The organism is Actinoplanes sp. CA-142083 (assembly GCF_050942195.1).
Taxonomy (GTDB): domain Bacteria; phylum Actinomycetota; class Actinomycetes; order Mycobacteriales; family Micromonosporaceae; genus Actinoplanes.
In genome coordinates this window covers 3,938,365-3,954,793 of the sequence record NZ_CP192076.1, presented here as the reverse complement: position 1 = coordinate 3,954,793, position 16,429 = coordinate 3,938,365, and the positions used below count along the sequence as shown (strand labels likewise).

The window sequence follows — 16,429 nt, the reverse complement described above, 5'->3', positions numbered from 1 at the left end:
GATTCCCGCCGACCGCGCCGGCCGCTGCACTGGGTGGCGCTTGTTGCTTCCCACCCACCCGGAGTTCGCCATGCCCCGTTCCTGGACCCGCCCGTACGAGCCGGGCCGGGGTCGCTGGTGGGTGGTGATCTGGGAGGCCGGCGCGCTCGCCTACCTGCACTGGACGACGTCCCGCATGCTCGACCTGACCGGCGCGCTGGAGCTGGGCCTGGCCGCGGTTCTGGCCGTCGTGTGGCTGGCCGGCGCGTGGCGGATCCACCGGATCGGCCTCTACACCAGTGACGCCGGCATCATGGTCCGCAACCTCCTGACCACCCGGAAGCTCGGGTGGCAGGAGGTCGACCAGATCACCGTCGAGCCGGTCGTCCACCGGGTCGGCGGCTTCGCCATCCCCTCCGGCAAGTGCATCATGCTCCGGCGGCCGAACGGCGCCCGCGTGAACACGTCGCTGTGGGAGAAGGGCGTCGACTTCCACGCCCGGCCGGAGGTGTTCCGCGCGCTCTACCAGGACCTACGCGACCGCCACGCCGAAGCTGTCCACGTCAAGGCTCTGGTCTGAGGCAGCGCCGGCCCTGCCCGCGGCGGCAGGGCCGAAGGTCCGTCAGCCTTTGTGATCTCCGAGAAGCCGGGTGGCGAGGACCGCCGCCTGGGTGCGCCGCTCCAACCCGAGCTTGGCCAGCAGGCTCGACACGTAGTTCTTCACCGTCTTCTCCGCCAGGAACATGCGGCCCGCGATCTCGCGGTTGGTCAGCCCCTCGGCGATGAACTCGAGGATCCGCCGCTCCTGATCGGTCAACCCGGCCAGCTCACGCGGCTGCTCCACACCGTTGCGGATGCGCTCGAGCACCCGCTGGGTCACCGCGGGGTCGAGCAGCGACTGCCCCTCGGCCACCCGGCGCACCGCGTCGACCAGGTCGGTGCCGCGGATCTGCTTGAGCACGTAGCCCGACGCGCCGGCCATGATCGCGGCGAACAGCGCCTCGTCGTCCTCGTAGGAGGTGAGGATCAGACCCTTGATCGTCGAGTCGATCGCGCGCACGTCCCGGCAGACGTCGATGCCGTTGCCGTCGGGCAGCCGGGCGTCGAGGACCGCCACGTCGGGGCGCAGCGCCGGGATGCGGCGGGCGGCCTCCTGCGCCGAGCCGGACTCCCCGACGACCTCGATGTCGCCGTCGGCCTGCAGCAGGTCGATCAGGCCGCGGCGGACCACCTCGTGGTCGTCGAGCAGAAATACACGGATCACGCCTTAGTTCTATCGCGCGGTGACGCACGCCACCTAGGGACCTTCGTCCCTTATCACCCGGGACGGACGGTGTCCGGGCCGATGATCGCCGATAGCCTGACGGCATGTCGGAGCGTGCGGAACCGCCCTCACTCGGGCTCGGCCCGCTGTCGCGGGTGCGGCTCGACGAGCTGCTGCAGGAGATGCTGGACCGGGTCGGCGAGGTGATGGCCAGCCGGGAACGGCTGCGGGCCCTGCTGGACGCGGTGGTCGGCATCGGCACCGACCTCGACCCGCGCAGCACCCTGCAGCGCATCGTCGAGTCGGCGTGCGCGCTGGTCGGCGCGCGGTACGGCGCGCTGGGCGTGATCGGCGCCGACCGCACCGAGCTGATCGACTTCGTGACCCACGGCATCGATCCGGCGACCCACGCCCAGATCGGCGACCTGCCGCACGGCCGTGGCGTGCTGGGGCTCCTGATCACCGATCCGCACCCGGTCCGGCTTCCGGACATTCGCCGACATCCGCAATCGTACGGATTCCCGCCCCACCATCCGCCGATGCACAGCTTTCTCGGGGTCCCCGTGCGCATCCGCGACCAGATCTTCGGCAACCTGTATCTCGCCGAGAAGCAGGGCGCGCCCGAGTTCAGCGAGGACGACGAGGAGATCGTGGTGGCGCTGGCCGCCGCGGCCGGCGTCGCCATCGACAACGCCCGCCTCTACGCCCTCGCCCGCCGCCGGGAGCGCTGGCTGGCCGCCACCGCCGAGATCACCGCGGTGCTGGTGAGCACCGCGCACCGCAACGAGGCGCTGCGGCTGATCGCCCGCCGCGCCCGCGAGGTGTCCGGCGCCGAGCTGGTCATGGTGCTGCTGCACGACGAGGAGCACGCCTGCTACACGATCGAGGTGGCCGACGGCGCCGAGGCGATGACCGGGCGGCGGGTGCCGGCCGACGTCGAGCTCGGCCAGGAGAAATACAAGGTCGTGGAGAGCCTGTCCGCGGTGACCGAGTGGCCGGCCCCGGTGCCGGACGGGCCGGCCCTGGCCGCGCCGCTGACGGCTGCGGAAACGCTGCGCGGCATGCTGATCGTCACCCAGCCGGCCGACCGGGTGCCCGACGACGAGGAGGCGGTGCTGCTCTCCACGTTCGCCGGGCAGGCCGCGCTCGCCCTCGAACGGGCGCAGGCTCAGGAGCAGCGGGAGCAGTTCGCGGTGCTCGAGGACCGCGAGCGCATCGCCCGCGACCTGCACGACGTGGTCATCCAGCGGCTGTTCGCGACCGGCATGCAGTTGCAGGGCGCGGTGCCGCACGCGGCCCGCGCCGAGGCGGTCAAGAGGATCAACGCGGCCGTCGACGACCTCGACGCCACGATCCGCGACATCCGGCGGTCGATCTTCGAATTGCGGACGCCCACCGGTCCGTCCTTGCGCACCGAGCTGCACGAAACGGTCGAGGCCGCCACCGCGACGCTCGGTTTCCGGCCGGTCCTCGACACCATCGGGCCGGTGGACAGCGCGATCCCGGACGACATCGTGCCCGAGCTGATGGCCGTGCTGCGCGAGGCGCTCTCCAACGTCGCCCGGCACGCCCGGGCCACCCAGGTGCGGGTGTCGGTGCGGGCGACCGGGCAGGAGGTCGTGCTGCGGGTCGAGGACGACGGGGTCGGCGCCGACGCCACGGGCGCGCGCGGCGGGATCGTCAACATGAGCGAGCGCGCCAACGACCTCGGCGGGACCTTCGTGATCGGCGCCGGCGCCGGCGGCAGCGGGACGGTCGTGACCTGGCGGGCCCCGATAACCACGTGAGTAGGGACCTTCGGCCCTGAACGCGTGCGGTCCCCGTACGTCATCGTCGGTCTTATGACTGCGCTCGAAGACGCCGCCCGAGCGGCCCAGCACGCACCCTCGGTCTTCAACACCCAGCCCTGGTCGTGGCGGATCACCGGGGACACCATGGAGCTCTTCGCCGACTCGGCGCGCCAGCTCGACGTCGTCGACAAGTCGGGGAAGCTGCTCCTGCTCAGCTGCGGCACGGCCCTGCACCACGCGCGCGTCGCCCTGGCCGCGGCCGGGTACGCCGTGTCGGTCACCCGCGAGTTCGACCCCTCGCGCGGGTTGCTTGCGACCGTACACATCGAAGGCGCCGCCGAGCCCGCCCAGACCGACCTGGCCGACGCGATCCCCCGCCGGCACAGCGACCGGCGCGCGTTCGGCGAGCGGCCCGTCGCCGACGAGGAGCTGACCACCCTGCGCCGGCTCGTCGAGGCCGAGGGCGCATATCTGCACGTGGTGCGGCCCGACCAGGTCGTCGAACTGGCCATCAGCACCGAGTCGGCGGCCGGCGCCGAACGCGACGACGACGCCTTCCAGGCCGAGCTGGCCCGCTGGACCAGCCGGCCCTCGTTCACCGGCGACGGCGTGCCGCCCGAGACCGCCGTCCAGCAGGGGGTGCGGCGGGTTCCGCTGCGCGACTTCGACCCCTTCGGCAACGCGGCCCAGCCCATCGGGGACGCCCACGACCAGGGCACCGCTTATCTCGTGCTGTTCGGCGAGACCGACGAGCCCGAGGCCGTTCTGCGCGGCGGGGAGGCGCTGTCGGCGCTGCTGCTGCGCGCCACCGCCGACGGGCTGTCGTCCTCGGTGATCAGCGACGCCATCGAGGTCGAGTGGCCCCGGCACCTGGTGCGCGGCCTCATCGCCGGCCTCGGCGAGCCGTACCTGGTGATCCGCCTCGGCTATCTGCCGGACGCGCCGCCCCCGCCGCCGACCCCGCGCCGCGACCCGCGCGACGTGATCACCGTCATCGAGTGACCGTGCCCGCCTACGAGGCAGCGGACCTGCACCGGGCGGCCTCGGCGGGCGTCCGGGCGCCGTCGCTGCACAACAGCCAGCCGTGGCTGTTCCGGCTCAGCGGGGGCGCCGTCGAGATCCTGGCCGACCCGGCCCGCAGCCTGCCGGTTGCCGACCACGGCGGCTGGGCCACGCGCATCGCCTGCGGCGCGGCCACCTACAACGCCCGGCTGGCCCTCGCGGCCGCCGGGCGTCCGGCCGCGGTACGGCTGCATCCGTCGCCGGGCGTGATCGCCCACTTGTCGCCGAAAGGATCCAGGCCGGCGACCTACGCGGAGCAGGAGCTCTTCGACGCCATCCCGCGCCGGTACAGCAACCGTGGGCCGTTCTGGCCCGATCCGGTTCCGACGGATGTACGCGTACGGCTCATCGAGGCCGCCCGGGACGAGGGCGCCTGGCTCGACCTGCTCGTGGGCACGACCGCGCTGAGCGGGTTCGCCGAGATCGCGCAGAGCGCCGACCGGGTGCTGCGCCGGGACACCGCGTACCAGGAAGCCCTGGCCGCCTGGCGGGACGCCGTCCCGGTCAGCGCGGGCGCTCCCCTGGCCGAGCCGCAGGACCTGCTGCCGCAGCGCCTCTTCAACGACCGGCGGCGCTCCCCCGCGCGGGACTACGAGCCGGAGCCGCTGATCGGCATCCTCGGCTCCCCCGGCGACCTGCCGGTCGACCAGACCCTGGCCGGCCAGGCCCTGCAGAAGGTGCTGCTCACCGCGACCGCGTCCGGGCTGGACACCTCCATGATCAGCCAGCCGATCGAGGTGCCGGCCGCGCGCGACCAGCTGCGGCGGTCCCTGGGCCGCAACGGGCACCCGCAGATCGTGGTGCGCTTCGGCTACGGCACCCCGGGCCACCCGACCCCGCGCCGGGACTTAGGGCCCGTGCTGGTCTGACCATCCACAGGGCCTGATGCTGCCGTGTCGCGGAACCTCCGAGCCGCCGTCCGCGCGATCATCCTCGACGAGGATGATCGCGTCCTGCTGTGCCGATTCGTCTTCCCCCACCCGGCGGTTCCGCATGGGGTACAGGCCATCTGGGCCGCTCCTGGTGGCGGCGTAGAACCCGGTGAGGACCGGCTGTCCGCGCTGCGCCGTGAGCTGCGCGAGGAAACCGGCCTGGTCACCGCCGTCGATCCGCCGCACGTCTGGCATCAAGTGGTCGTCGCCGACCATGCGCCCGGCTTCGACGGCATCGTCAACGACTACTTCCTCGTGCGCGCCACCCACTTCGAGGCTCGGGGCGAGCTCACCGACGAGCAGCTCGCCGCCGAGCACATCGCCGCCTTTCGATGGTGGCAGCTCTCCGAGATCACCGGTTACGCCGGACCCGACCTGTTCTCGCCCCGCGACCTTGCCACCCCGCTGACCGGCCTGCTCACGTCCGGGATACCGTCCGAGCCGATCACCCTAGGCCTATGAGGACAGGACTCCGCCGACCGCGGTGCGGCCGTCGGGGCTTCCCACGAACTCGACCGTCACGCCGGCGCGCACCTGCTCCCCCACCGCGGCGGCAACGGCGTCCGTGACCGCGGCGGCGAGCCGGGACAGGACCTCGGCGGCATCGGGACGGTCGAAGACGCCCGCCCGGATCCCGAAAGTGACCCTCGGCGCCGGTGCCGAGCCCGCCGTCCCCCAGCGATTCTCCGGCACCCCGATCAGGAGCACCTCGGCTATCTCGCGCGCCCAGTCCCCGTAGACCGCGACCACGGCATCGGTCAGGGCGGCGATCAGCTCGGGCTCGCGACCCGCGAGGTCGGACTCCAGCGCGTGCACGGTGAGGTGCGGCATCTCGTACCCCTAAAATGGTTTTGAACGCAAAATGCCTTTGAGAACAAAGCTAATGAGGTGCCGGCGGGGTGTCAACCGACGACGCGGTCCGTGAGCTGATCATGCTGTTCCCGCGCCTGGTCGGGCGGGCCAAGCGGATCACGCCGCCGGAGCAGCTGCGCACCTTCGACCTGGCGCCGCGGCACCTGTCGCTGCTCTCGCTGCTGTTGCTCGACGGGCCGCAGACGGTCTCGCAGCTGGCGGCGCGGCTCGACGTGGCGCCGACGACGGTGAGCCTGCTGGTCGGCGACCTGAGCCGCAAAGGCGTGCTGGACCGGCGCGAGGACGACGACGACCGGCGGCGGCGCATCGTCGACATCACCGAGCAGGCGCGGCCGGCGATCTCCGAGTGGCTGTCGCCGTTCGCGCAGGCGTGGCGGCGGGCGCTCGCCTCGCTCAGCGCCGAGCAGCAGCGGCTCGTGGTCGAGACCCTGCTCGCGTACGAGGCGGCCGTGACCGACGTCGCAGGTTAGCTGGGCCATTGAACCCTTTGGGCACGCATTTCGCTGGGTAGGAGCACGCCAAAGAAGCCCAGGGAGTACGCGATGAGCGCCGCCACCGAATCAGTCCCGGCCACGCCGCCGGGCAGCCCACTCACCCACGGCCAGGTCTTACAGGTCCTCGGCGGCCTGATGCTCGGCCTCTTCCTCGCGGCGCTCGATCAGACGATCGTGGCGTCGGCCATCCGCACGATCGGCGACGACCTGCACGGGCTCAGCGCGCAGGCCTGGGTCACGACGGCGTACCTGATCACCGCGACCATCTCGACGCCGCTGTACGGGAAACTTTCCGACATCTACGGGCGGAAGAAGTTCTTCCTGCTCGCCATCGCGCTGTTCGTCATCGGGTCGGCGGCCAGCTCGTTCGCCACCTCGATGTACCAGCTCGCGGCGTTCCGCGCGTTCCAGGGGCTGGGCGCGGGCGGTCTCTTCTCGCTGGCGCTGGCGATCATCGGGGACATCGTGCCGCCCCGGGAAAGGGCCCGCTATCAGGGTTACTTTCTCGCAGTTTTCGGCACGTCGAGCGTGCTGGGCCCGGTGATCGGCGGCTTCTTCGCGGGGGCCGACAGCATCCTCGGAATCACCGGCTGGCGCTGGGTCTTCCTGGTGAACGTGCCGATCGGCATCGTCGCGCTGATCGTGGTCGCGAAAGTTCTGCGCGTCGACCAGGAACGGCGGGAGCATCGGATCGACTGGTGGGGCGCGGTCTTCCTCTGCGTCGCGCTGGTGCCGCTGCTGACGGTGGCGGAGCAGGGCCGGTCGTGGGGCTGGGACTCGGCGCGCGCGATCGGGTGCTATGCCGTGGGCGTACTCGGTCTGCTGCTCTTTGTCGCCGCGGAGCGCGCGATGAAGGAGGACGCCCTGATCCCGCTGCGATTCTTCCGGAATCGCACGTTCGGCCTCGCCGCCATCGGCGGCTTCCTGGTGGGCGTCGGCATGTTCGGCGGGCTTGCGGTCCTGCCGCTTTACCTTCAGATCGTACGGGGTGCCACGCCCACCGAATCGGGGCTGCAACTGCTGCCGCTGACCGCCGGGCTGATGATCGGTTCGGTCATCTCGGGCCAGCTCATCAGCAAGACCGGGCGCTACAGGATCTTCCCGATCCTGGGCAGCATCTTCGCCGCGGCGGGTTTCGCGCTGCTGCACACCGTCGGCGCGGCTACTCCTTTCTGGCGTACGGGCGCTTTCATGGCCGTACTCGGACTCGGTCTTGGTTTGATCTTGCAACCGATCACGCTGGCCGTGCAGAACGCGATGTCGCCCCGGGAGATCGGGGTGGCGACGTCCTCCGCGACGTTCTTCCGGCAGATGGGCGCGACGGCGGGGACGGCGGTGTTCCTGTCGGTGCTGTTCTCCACGGTCGGCGCGAAGATCGCCACGGCGCTGCACGCGGCCGGGCCCGGACTGCAGCAGGCCCTGGCGAACCCGGCCGTCGCGAACGACCCGGCCAACAAGCCGATCATCGCGATCCTGCGCGGCGGGCTGAGCTCGTCGGCGCTCAACGACACGTCGTTCCTCAGCCACGTGGACGCGGTGCTGGCGGCGCCGTTCAAAATCGGCTTCTCGAACTCGATGGACATGATCTTCCTGATCGCGGCCGGCGTGCTGGTGGCCGGGCTGGTCATCTTCCTGTTCCTGCCGGAGCTGCCGCTACGCACCCAGTCGGGCCTCTCCGCGCGGGCGGCCGAGGACGCCGGGGATGCCGGGGATGCCGAAGGGGCGCCCCCCAACGATCTTTCGAGTGTGCGACCGTCGGACTAGGACAATCGTCGAACACCACGGGGGTGTGTGAGATGAATTGGTATCGAGCCGTGCTCGCCGGAGTTCTCCTGGCGGCAGCGCCGATGAGCGTCGCCGAGGCGACCAGCCCGCAGCCCGGCGGACGGATCCTCTATCTGCAACTGACCGAGGGGTACGGCAGCGGCGAGCTGCTCAGTGCCCGGCCGAACGGAACGGGGACGGTCGACCACGGCCTCGAGCTGTCGTGGGGTTCCAGCCCGGACTTCTCGCCCGACGGCACCCGGATCGCCTACACGTTCGACACGTGGGACGTCCGGGTGCGCAACACTGACGGCTCCGACGACCGGCTGCTCGGGCAGGCACCCTACGGCCCGTCGAACCCGCGATGGTCACCGGACGGGAAGTGGATCGCCTTCGAGTCGGGCAGCGACATCTTCAAGGCCGACGCGAACGCCACCAACGGCTTCGAGAACGTCACCAACACCTTCGAGGTGAACGAGTTGCAGCCGGCCTGGAGTCCGGGCGGCGCCTGGATCGCGGCGGCGACCTACCCGGGGATCCACATCTACCGGGCGGACGGGTCGAGCCCGCGCACGCTGACCGACCTGCCCGACGCCACCCGGCTGGACTGGAGCCCGGACGGGCGCAGCTTCGCCGTGCAGGCCTCGGGCGACCTCTGGCTGGTCGACGCCCGCACCGGCACGACGCGGCAGCTGACCGACACGCCGGAGTTCGTCGAGGCGTCGCCGGTCTGGTCGCCGGACGGCCGGTGGCTGGCCTACGGCCGGGGTGACGTCATCCCGGAGTCGTCCGACTTCGCGAACCCGCACATCTGGCTGATGACCGCGGCCGGCACGCGCGCCCACTCGACCGGCATCGCCGGTGTGCCGACCAGTTGGCGGGCCAGGGCCTGACCTGTCGATCGCGCGGGACCGAGGCGAGGTCCAGGTGGTGTCTGGCGTCGGCCGCGAGCCGGTCGCATCCCGGTGTTGGATGTGGCCGGCTCGCGGACGCCGTCAGGCGCCGCCTGGGCCACGCCGCAGCCCCTCGTGATCGGCAGGTCAGGCCCTGCGTAGAGTCCGGGCATGGTGCGACCGCTGGATCTGGGCAACTTTCCGACGCCGCTGGAAAGCGCGCCCCGCCTGGCGGCGGCGCTGGGCCTCGAGGAGCTCTGGATCAAGCGGGACGACCTGATCGGCCTGGGCGGCGGGGGCAACAAGGCGCGCAAGCTGCGGTACACGTGCGCGGAGGCCCTCGCCGCCGGCGCCACCACGCTGGTCACGACCGGGGCGCCGCAGTCCAACCACGCGCGGGCGACCGCGGCGACGGCGGCCCGGCTCGGGCTGGCGTGCGTGCTGGTCCTGGCCGGCCACGCGCCCGTCAGGGAAACCGGCAACCTGATCCTGGACCGCCTGGCCGGCGCGGAGATCGTCTGGGCCGGGGACAAACCGGCCGATGAGGTCGCGGCCACGGAGGGCGCCCGGCGAGGCGCCTTCCTGGTTCCGTTCGGCGGCTCCTCCCCCACCTCGGTCGCCGCCTACGCCGAGTGCGCCCGCGAGCTGGAGGCGCAGGCGGGGTTCGACCGGGTGGTGGTCGCCGTCGGGTCGGGCGCCACCATGGCCGGGCTGGTCGCGGGGCTGGGCGCCGAGCGCGTGCTGGGCTTCGACACCGGCGCCGTGCCCGATCCGGAGGCGGCGGTGCGGGCCCTGCTGCCGAGCAACCCCGGCGAGCTGGCCATCGACCACGGGCAGATCGGCCCCGGCTACGACACCGTGACCGAGCCGGTCCGGGCGGCGCTGAGCATGGCCGCCCGCAGCGAGGGGCTCTTCCTCGACCCGATCTACACCGGGCGGGCGATGGCCGGGCTGGCCGCGACGCCGGACGCCGGCCGGCGGGTCGTGTTCCTGCACAGCGGCGGGCTGCCGGGGCTGTTCGCCCTGCTGTGAGCGCTCACGCGGACGCGCGCCGGACCAGTGTCGTGGGCAGCACCCGCGACGAGGCCGCGCGGCCCGCCACCAGCTGGATCAACACCTCCACCAACTCGCCCGCCACCTGCGACAACGGCTGGCGGATCGTGGTGAGCGGCGGCGTCGTGGCCGACGCGATCGTGGAGTCGTCGAAGCCGCCGACCAGCACGTCCTCCGGCACCCGGCGACCGGCCGCGGCCAGCGCCTGCATGGCGCCCACGGCCAGCAGGTCGGAGGCCACGAACACCGCGTCCAGATCGGGGCAGGAGGCCAGCAGCTCCACCATCGCCGCCCGGCCCGCCTCGATGCTGTACTCCGACGCGCGCGCCACGGCCCGCGCCGAAGCCCGCCGGCCGAGCACGTCCCGGAACCCGGCCAGCCGTTCCACCCCACCGGCGGTGTCGCCCGGCCCGGCCACGGTCGCGAGACGCCGCGCGCCCCGATCCAGCAGGTAACGCGTCATCAGGCGCGCGCCGCCGCGGTCGTCGGCGGCCACGTACGGCATCGACGGCCCGTCGAGCGGCGGCCGCCCGCACACGACGACCGGCACGCCGGTGCCGAGCAGGTCGGCGGCGAGCGGATCGCCGTCGTGCATGGACACCAGCAGGACGCCGTCGACATGCCCGGCTCGGGCGAAGACCAGCACGCGTTCCCGTTCCTCGGGCGTGCCGGCGAGCATCAGCATCAGGCTGCGGCCCTGCGCGCCCAGCAGCTGGGTGCAGTGCCGCAGCAGGGCGCCCAGCACCGGGTCCTCGAAGAGCCGGTCCTGCGGCTCGGAGAGCACGAAGGCCACCGCCCCCGAGCGGCGGGTCACCAGGCTGCGGGCGTTCTGGTTCACCACGTACCCGGTCTGGCGCATCGCCTCCCGGACCGCCTCCAGCGACGCCGAGCTCACGTGGTTGGCGCCGTTGAGCACCCGGGAGACGGTGCCGCGCGACACCCCGGCCAGCGTCGCCACGTCCTCCATGGTGGGGCCGCGCCGCTGCGCCCGGCGGGCCGCGCCGCGCGATTTCGGGTGGACGGGCGCATCCTCGGGCATCGCTGCACGATAACGCTCCCTTGACATTCCACCTACGGCAGAGCACCGTGAGCGCTCACAGTCTCCATTGGAGCAGAGCCAACCCGCGGCGGAAAACAGAATGTCACCACGCGATTTGGAGGTCATCAATGCCGTCCTCACTAAGCCGCCGCGGTTTCCTCGCCGGGGCCGGCGGCATAGCCCTCGCCACCGTGGTCCCCTCCCAGGCCCACGCGGCGCCCCAAGCAAAGACCACCCTCAGCATCCGAGGCGCCGACCTGTCGTTCCTCCCGCAGCTGGAGGAGGCCGGCGTCCGCTACCGTGACCTGGCCGGACGTGTCCGCCCCGCCGAGCAGATCCTCGCCCACGAGGGCGCCAACTACATGCGCCTGCGCGTCTGGATCGACCCGCCCGCCGGTTACAGCGACAGGGCCCGCGCGCTCGCCCTCGCCCGGCGGGCCAAGAAGGCGGGCATGAAGATCCTGCTCGACCCGCACTACTGCGACTTCTGGGCGGATCCCAGCAAGCAGCCCATCCCCGCGAGCTGGCCCACCGACCTGGCCGCCCTCAAAGTCAAGATCAAGAGCTACACCCGTTCTCTCGTACGGGATTTCGCGTCCCAAGGCACGCCGGTCGACCTCATCCAGATCGGCAACGAGGTGACCAACGGGATCCTGTGGCCCACCGGCCAGCTCTACCTGCCGGACGGCACCCAGCAGTGGGAGGCCTTCACCGATCTGCTCAAGGCCGGCACCGAGGGCGCGCTCGAGGGCTGCGGCGGCCACCGCCTCAAGACGATGCTGCACATCGACAAGGGCGGCCGGATGGGCGACACCCAGTGGTTCTTCGACAACATCGTCAAGTGGGGCGTCCCGTTCGATGTCATCGGCCAGTCGTACTACCCGATGTGGCACGGCTCGATGGCCGAGCTGCAGGCCAACCTCATCGACTCGGTGGCCCGCTACGACAAGCCGGTGCTGCTGGCCGAGGTCTCGTACCCGTGGACCTTCGAGGACGGGGACGGCCGCGGCAACATCGTCGGCCCCGACGCATACCTCCCGGACGTGGACCGCTTCCCGGCCACACCGCAGGGCCAGGCCGCGTTCTACGAGGCGCTGCGCGGGGTCCTCGAGCAGGTGCCGGACGGGAAGGGCCTGGGCTTCATGGCCTGGGAGCCGGAGTGGGTCCCCGGGGTCGGCTGGCAGCCCGGCGCCGAGGCCTCCAACGACAACCTCACCCAGTTCGACTTCACCGGCCGGGCGCTGCCCTCGATCCGCTCCTACCGCCGCCCCTGACGAGATTTCTTAAGGTCGCGGCGCGGCCTGCCGATCCGGATGCGGTGTGATGAGCTCATGACCTCAGTTGCACTCGGCGACGGCTACTGGATGGCCGAGGGCCCGCCCGCGGTCGACGACTACCTGAACCTGCGCGAGCGCTCCGGCCTGACTCCCCGCCGGCGGGACCAGGCCGAAGCGGCCGTGCACGGCTCGTGGTGCGGCGTGCACGTCGTCCACGAGGAGACCGACACGGTCGTGGCGATGGGCCGCGTCATCGGCGACGGCGGCTGGTACTTCCACGTCGTCGACGTGGCGGTCCTGCCCGAGCACCAGCGCCGCGGCCTGGGCAACGCCGTGCTGACCGCCCTCCTGGAGCGCATCCGGGAGGGCGCCCCGCCCGGCGCCTACGTCAGCCTGATCGCCGACGAGCCGGGCCGCCCCCTCTACCGCCGTTACGGCTTCGAGGAGACCGGCCCGGCCTCGATCGGCATGGCCCGGATCCTCTAGATCCCGTCCGCCTGTGGACGGCGCCCGATTTCAGTCGTACCCGGATGCTTAACTGCTGCCCCACCCAGTGCCGGGGCGGGGGATGGCTTGTGGGCGCCGCGGAGATCAAACTTGCGGTGATCGGCCCGCCGGGCTGGGGCTTGCCATGGCCCGGGAGCGGGGTCGCGGTGGGAGCGGCCCGTCGCGCTGAGCGGCTTGCCATGGCCCGGGAGCGGGGTCGCGGTGGGAGCGGCCCGTCGCGCTGAGCGGTCGAGGGTCTCACCATGCGGCGGCCGCTCCACTGAGCGGGACCCGCTCCCACGTGGTGGCGGCGCGTCCCGGTTACTGGGCTGGGAGGCCCGCGTGGTGGGATGGCAGGCGTGCGCGCGCCCAGTATATGCGGTTATTTCCGGCAGACTTGATCGAGGCCAGCTGGCGGTGATGAGAATCCGTCAGCCGCAAACCGCAAATCATCAAGATCGGCCCGGGCGACGCCGCGGCCCGGCGACGCCCCGCGCAGCCCGGCGACGCCCAGCGCGACGTGGCGACACCGCGCGATGTGGCGATACCGCGCGATGTGGCGACACCACGCGGTGGGCTGAGCTCGGAGCCTGCGCGGGAGGCGGTACCACCGATCGACTTAACGGGCCGCACGCACAGCGACCTCGCACGTGCCCGGCCACGGCAAACCAGCTCAGCCACCCACCCGCCGGCACGGGCCGCACGCACAGCGACCACGCACGCGCCGGGCCACGGCGAGCCACGACCGCACCGCGGGACAGAGCGGCTAAAGGTCGATGTCGGCGTAGATGGCGGCGTGGTCGGAGCCAGCGTGCACCGCCGCGGTCATCGTCGGGTAGATGGGCCACAGCGTGCCTCGCTTGCCGCCCCAGACGCCTTGGCGGAAGATGCCGCCGCCGCTGGTGGCGGCGAACAGGGAGGGTGACAGCAGGACGTAGTCGAGCTTGTTGCGGGCCGTGCAATAGCCGTACGTGCCGGGGCGCCCGCCGTCCTCGAAGGCCGGATGGGTCGAGATGTCGCGCAGGTCGGTGCCGGTCAGCAGGGGCGCCAGCGGCTCGCTCTCGGGAGTGTCGTTGAGGTCGCCGACGATGGCGACGTGCGGGATCCCATCGCCGACCAGGCCGCGGTAGATGTCCGCGACGCGCTGGGCCTGGCGGCGCCGGATCGCGTCGGACGCGAACTTCCCGCCGTACCCCTTGCTCTTGAAATGGTTGACCAGGACCGCGACCCGGGCGCCGGACGGGGTGCGGAAGTGGTACTCGGCGCAGTCGCGGCTGAAGACCCGGCCGACGTGGTCGACGTCGTCGACGTGACTCTGCTGGCCGACCAGCGGGTAGCCCGCCCCGGCCAGCACGCCCACGTCGATGCCGCGCTCGTCGTTGCCGTCGACCACCATGACGTGCGGGTAGCGCGGGCGGCCGTCCGCGACGACGCCGGCGTCGGCGAAGCGCTTGAGCGCGAACCGGCTCTCCGCCTCGATCACGCCGACGATGTCCGCGCCGACGTCGCGCAGCACCCGGGCGGTGTGCTCGAGGGCCAGCTCGTCGCAGCGGTCGGTGGTCAGCTCGACCCAGCCGATCCACGAGGCGCGGCCCTCCGCGACCACCGTGACCTTGCCGTCGCGCGAGCGGCGCAGCAGCCGGCCACGGTTCTGCCGCAGCCGCGCGAACTTGGCGGTGTCCCCGTTGCGCAGGCCGAGCCGTCCCAGCTCGCGCAGGATCTCCCGCTTCAGGACGTCGTCGTAGACGGGCTCTTCGAGAAGACCACAGATCCTCTCGTACGCCTCGAGCACCGGCCGCCCGGCCGACCAGGTCCGCTGGTCGAGCGCCCGGGCGCGGTTGAACAGGTTCTCGACGTTGAAGGCGGCGATCCGCATCCATCCTCCCGCGGGGAGACTGTCGGCTGTGGACATCGGGCAGTCGGTGCGGCGACCAATGGCGGGTGAAGAATCTTGGAACTTACTACTTTGGGTGCTCACTCGATTGCAGCAGGTCACCCGGCCGGGCGATAGTGATCTTCGGGGTCGCGCATTTCATGATCGCAGCTGGGAGGGGTGATGTCGTCGTCGGCTGCCACGCCGCTCGTCGCCGGCGAGCCTCCGATCAACTTCGCGGCCCATCAGATCAGAGCGGGCAACCTGGCCGGCGCCCGGGACGACTTCGAGCAGATGCTCGCCATGCTGATCGCGGCCGTCCACCCGGGCGCGCGGCAGATCGCGGCGCACCCGGGCGACTGGGGCATCGACGTGCTCCTCGGCGACCTGGCCGGGATGGTCGTGATCTGGCAGTCCAAGTATTTCTGGCCGGTGGTGACCCGGTCGCAGCAGGCGCAGATCCGGGAGTCGTTCGATTCGGCCGTGGCGGCCGCGTCCCGCAACGGTTACCAGTTGCGGCGCTGGGTGCTGTGCGTGCCGGCCAGCATGGACCCGGAGACGGCCCGGTGGTGGGACCGGTGGAGCGCGCGGCGGCGCCGGGACACCGGAGTCGTCGTGGAGCTCTGGCACGAGACGACGCTGCGGGAGATGCTGGCCCGTCCCGATGCGGCGCATGTCCGGCGTCATTACTACGACCCGTATGTGCCGGGGGCCGAAAGCCGACGGGCCTTAAAAGCCCTTAATTCGGATATTTCCGAGATGATGGACGCGGCCTTGTTCGTGCGGCAACTGCGGGCGGCGGGACACGAGGAGGTCGAGGCGGCCAAGCACGAGTACTTCAACGCCGACCTCCTCGCCCGGGAGATCGGCGACAAGGGCATCCGGGCCGAGGTCGACGCGCTCGGCGAGGCGGACGCCGTGGCGTACGGAATCTGGGAATCTCGTTTCAATGCCTCGCTGCAGGTGGACCCGGCGCTGCGCGGGCTGCACGCGGCCGTGATGGGTGAGATCCGCGAGTCCGGCGCCTTCCCGGCCGACCTGCGAGCCGGACGGGTGCACCGGTGCGGCCTGATGCACCGGATCGTGCAGAACCGCCGGGCCGGCTGGGTGCGGCACTGGCGAGCGATCGCGCGGGAGGAGATGCCGTGACCCCCGACGACCTCGCGGCGTTCCGCTGTGCCCGCCTCCTGCTGCTGCTCGACGCGGCCGCCGCCGACGCTCCCGAGGGCCTCGACGCGGAGCGGATCGGCGTGTACGACTTCCTCGCCGCCCACCCCCTGCTCCTGGTACGTGACGAAGACGACCCCGACCGGATGACCCTGCTGATGGCGGGCTTCGACGGCCGGGCGGTGTCGTACGCGAGCGCCGGCCACCGCCTCGCGACCGCCCAGCAACGCCTAGCCCGCGATCTGTCCGTGCTGGTCGGCGAGGGTCTGGCGACCGCCGCCGCGAGCGGGCGGGTGCGTTACCGGCTCACCGACGAGGGCCGCCGGCGGGCGAGTGCCCTGACTGCCACTTATGCCCGTTCCTACACGACGGCTGCGCGGATCATCATGCGCAGGCTACGGCGGCTCAGTGGACGTAGATTGAGAGAAGTCCTGCGTCGTTCTCTGGTCTCCGCCCCTCTCCACCTCCCAAAGGACGTCTGAC

Annotated in this window: 17 protein-coding genes; 13 read left to right on the top strand and 4 right to left on the bottom strand. The window is 71.8% G+C overall.

Going from position 1 to position 16,429, the window contains the following annotated elements; all coding sequences use genetic code 11:
* Nucleotides 1–70 precede the first annotated feature (70 nt).
* Complete coding sequence (locus tag ACQPZX_RS18045; protein WP_433381954.1) at nt 71–559, top strand: PH domain-containing protein; 489 nt, start codon at nt 71–73, stop codon at nt 557–559.
* A 42-nt stretch (nt 560–601) separates the two neighbouring features.
* On the opposite strand, the gene ACQPZX_RS18040 is transcribed toward ACQPZX_RS18045, so the two are convergent.
* Complete coding sequence (locus tag ACQPZX_RS18040) at nt 602–1,243, bottom strand: response regulator (protein WP_433381951.1); 642 nt, start codon at nt 1,241–1,243, stop codon at nt 602–604.
* Nucleotides 1,244–1,347: 104 nt separating this feature from the next.
* On the opposite strand from ACQPZX_RS18040, the gene ACQPZX_RS18035 reads away from it, so the two are divergent.
* Genes ACQPZX_RS18035 through ACQPZX_RS18020 form a run of 4 tightly spaced genes read left to right on the top strand, consistent with a single transcriptional unit; the run spans nt 1,348 to nt 5,489 of the window.
* Complete coding sequence (locus ACQPZX_RS18035) at nt 1,348–3,030, top strand: GAF domain-containing protein (RefSeq protein ID WP_433381949.1); 1,683 nt, start codon at nt 1,348–1,350, stop codon at nt 3,028–3,030.
* A gap of 54 nt (nt 3,031–3,084) precedes the next feature.
* A complete protein-coding gene (locus ACQPZX_RS18030) occupies nt 3,085–4,035 on the top strand; it encodes an Acg family FMN-binding oxidoreductase (protein WP_433381946.1) in 951 nt (316 codons plus the stop codon).
* 2 nt (nt 4,036–4,037) lie between these two features.
* Nucleotides 4,038–4,964: an Acg family FMN-binding oxidoreductase gene (locus ACQPZX_RS18025; RefSeq protein ID WP_433385302.1), complete on the top strand. Its 927-nt coding sequence runs from the start codon at nt 4,038–4,040 to the stop codon at nt 4,962–4,964.
* Between the two features lie 24 nt (nt 4,965–4,988).
* Nucleotides 4,989–5,489 carry an NUDIX hydrolase gene (locus ACQPZX_RS18020; RefSeq protein ID WP_433381943.1) on the top strand — a complete coding sequence of 167 codons (501 nt, stop codon included), beginning with the start codon at nt 4,989–4,991 and terminating at the stop codon, nt 5,487–5,489.
* On the opposite strand, the gene ACQPZX_RS18015 is transcribed toward ACQPZX_RS18020, so the two are convergent.
* A complete protein-coding gene (locus ACQPZX_RS18015) occupies nt 5,484–5,858 on the bottom strand; it encodes a hypothetical protein (RefSeq protein ID WP_433381941.1) in 375 nt (124 codons plus the stop codon). The two genes, ACQPZX_RS18020 and ACQPZX_RS18015, sit on opposite strands and share 6 nt — an antisense overlap.
* A 68-nt stretch (nt 5,859–5,926) precedes the next feature.
* On the opposite strand from ACQPZX_RS18015, the gene ACQPZX_RS18010 reads away from it, so the two are divergent.
* The 4 genes from ACQPZX_RS18010 (at nt 5,927) to ACQPZX_RS17995 (ending at nt 10,083) form a co-directional block, all read left to right on the top strand.
* On the top strand, nt 5,927–6,370 hold the full coding sequence (locus ACQPZX_RS18010; RefSeq protein ID WP_433381938.1) for a MarR family transcriptional regulator: 444 nt from the start codon (nt 5,927–5,929) through the stop codon (nt 6,368–6,370).
* Nucleotides 6,371–6,442: 72 nt separating this feature from the next.
* Entirely contained in the window at nt 6,443–8,158 is a 1,716-nt protein-coding gene (locus ACQPZX_RS18005; RefSeq protein ID WP_433381936.1) for an MDR family MFS transporter, read from the top strand.
* 32 nt (nt 8,159–8,190) lie between these two features.
* Nucleotides 8,191–9,051 carry a hypothetical protein gene (locus ACQPZX_RS18000; protein WP_433381933.1) on the top strand — a complete coding sequence of 287 codons (861 nt, stop codon included), beginning with the start codon at nt 8,191–8,193 and terminating at the stop codon, nt 9,049–9,051.
* Between the two features lie 171 nt (nt 9,052–9,222).
* Nucleotides 9,223–10,083, top strand: a complete 861-nt coding sequence (locus ACQPZX_RS17995) for a pyridoxal-phosphate dependent enzyme (RefSeq protein ID WP_433381930.1) — start codon at nt 9,223–9,225, stop codon at nt 10,081–10,083.
* Nucleotides 10,084–10,087: 4 nt separating this feature from the next.
* On the opposite strand, the gene ACQPZX_RS17990 is transcribed toward ACQPZX_RS17995, so the two are convergent.
* Nucleotides 10,088–11,143, bottom strand: coding sequence for a LacI family DNA-binding transcriptional regulator (locus tag ACQPZX_RS17990; protein WP_433381927.1), 1,056 nt, complete (start codon nt 11,141–11,143; stop codon nt 10,088–10,090).
* Nucleotides 11,144–11,271: 128 nt separating this feature from the next.
* On the opposite strand from ACQPZX_RS17990, the gene ACQPZX_RS17985 reads away from it, so the two are divergent.
* Nucleotides 11,272–12,417 (top strand): glycoside hydrolase family 53 protein, encoded by a 1,146-nt coding sequence (locus ACQPZX_RS17985; RefSeq protein ID WP_433381924.1) that lies wholly within the window; start codon nt 11,272–11,274, stop codon nt 12,415–12,417.
* Nucleotides 12,418–12,474: 57 nt separating this feature from the next.
* Entirely contained in the window at nt 12,475–12,906 is a 432-nt protein-coding gene (locus tag ACQPZX_RS17980; protein ID WP_433381921.1) for a GNAT family N-acetyltransferase, read from the top strand.
* 766 nt (nt 12,907–13,672) lie between these two features.
* Here ACQPZX_RS17980 and ACQPZX_RS17975 read toward each other — a convergent pair.
* A complete protein-coding gene (locus ACQPZX_RS17975) occupies nt 13,673–14,782 on the bottom strand; it encodes an endonuclease/exonuclease/phosphatase family protein (protein WP_433381919.1) in 1,110 nt (369 codons plus the stop codon).
* A gap of 180 nt (nt 14,783–14,962) precedes the next feature.
* On the opposite strand from ACQPZX_RS17975, the gene ACQPZX_RS17970 reads away from it, so the two are divergent.
* Entirely contained in the window at nt 14,963–15,928 is a 966-nt protein-coding gene (locus ACQPZX_RS17970) for a hypothetical protein (protein WP_433381916.1), read from the top strand.
* Nucleotides 15,925–16,428: a hypothetical protein gene (locus ACQPZX_RS17965; RefSeq protein ID WP_433381913.1), complete on the top strand. Its 504-nt coding sequence runs from the start codon at nt 15,925–15,927 to the stop codon at nt 16,426–16,428. The genes ACQPZX_RS17970 and ACQPZX_RS17965 overlap by 4 nt, the downstream gene beginning before the upstream one ends.
* Nucleotide 16,429 lies beyond the last annotated feature (1 nt).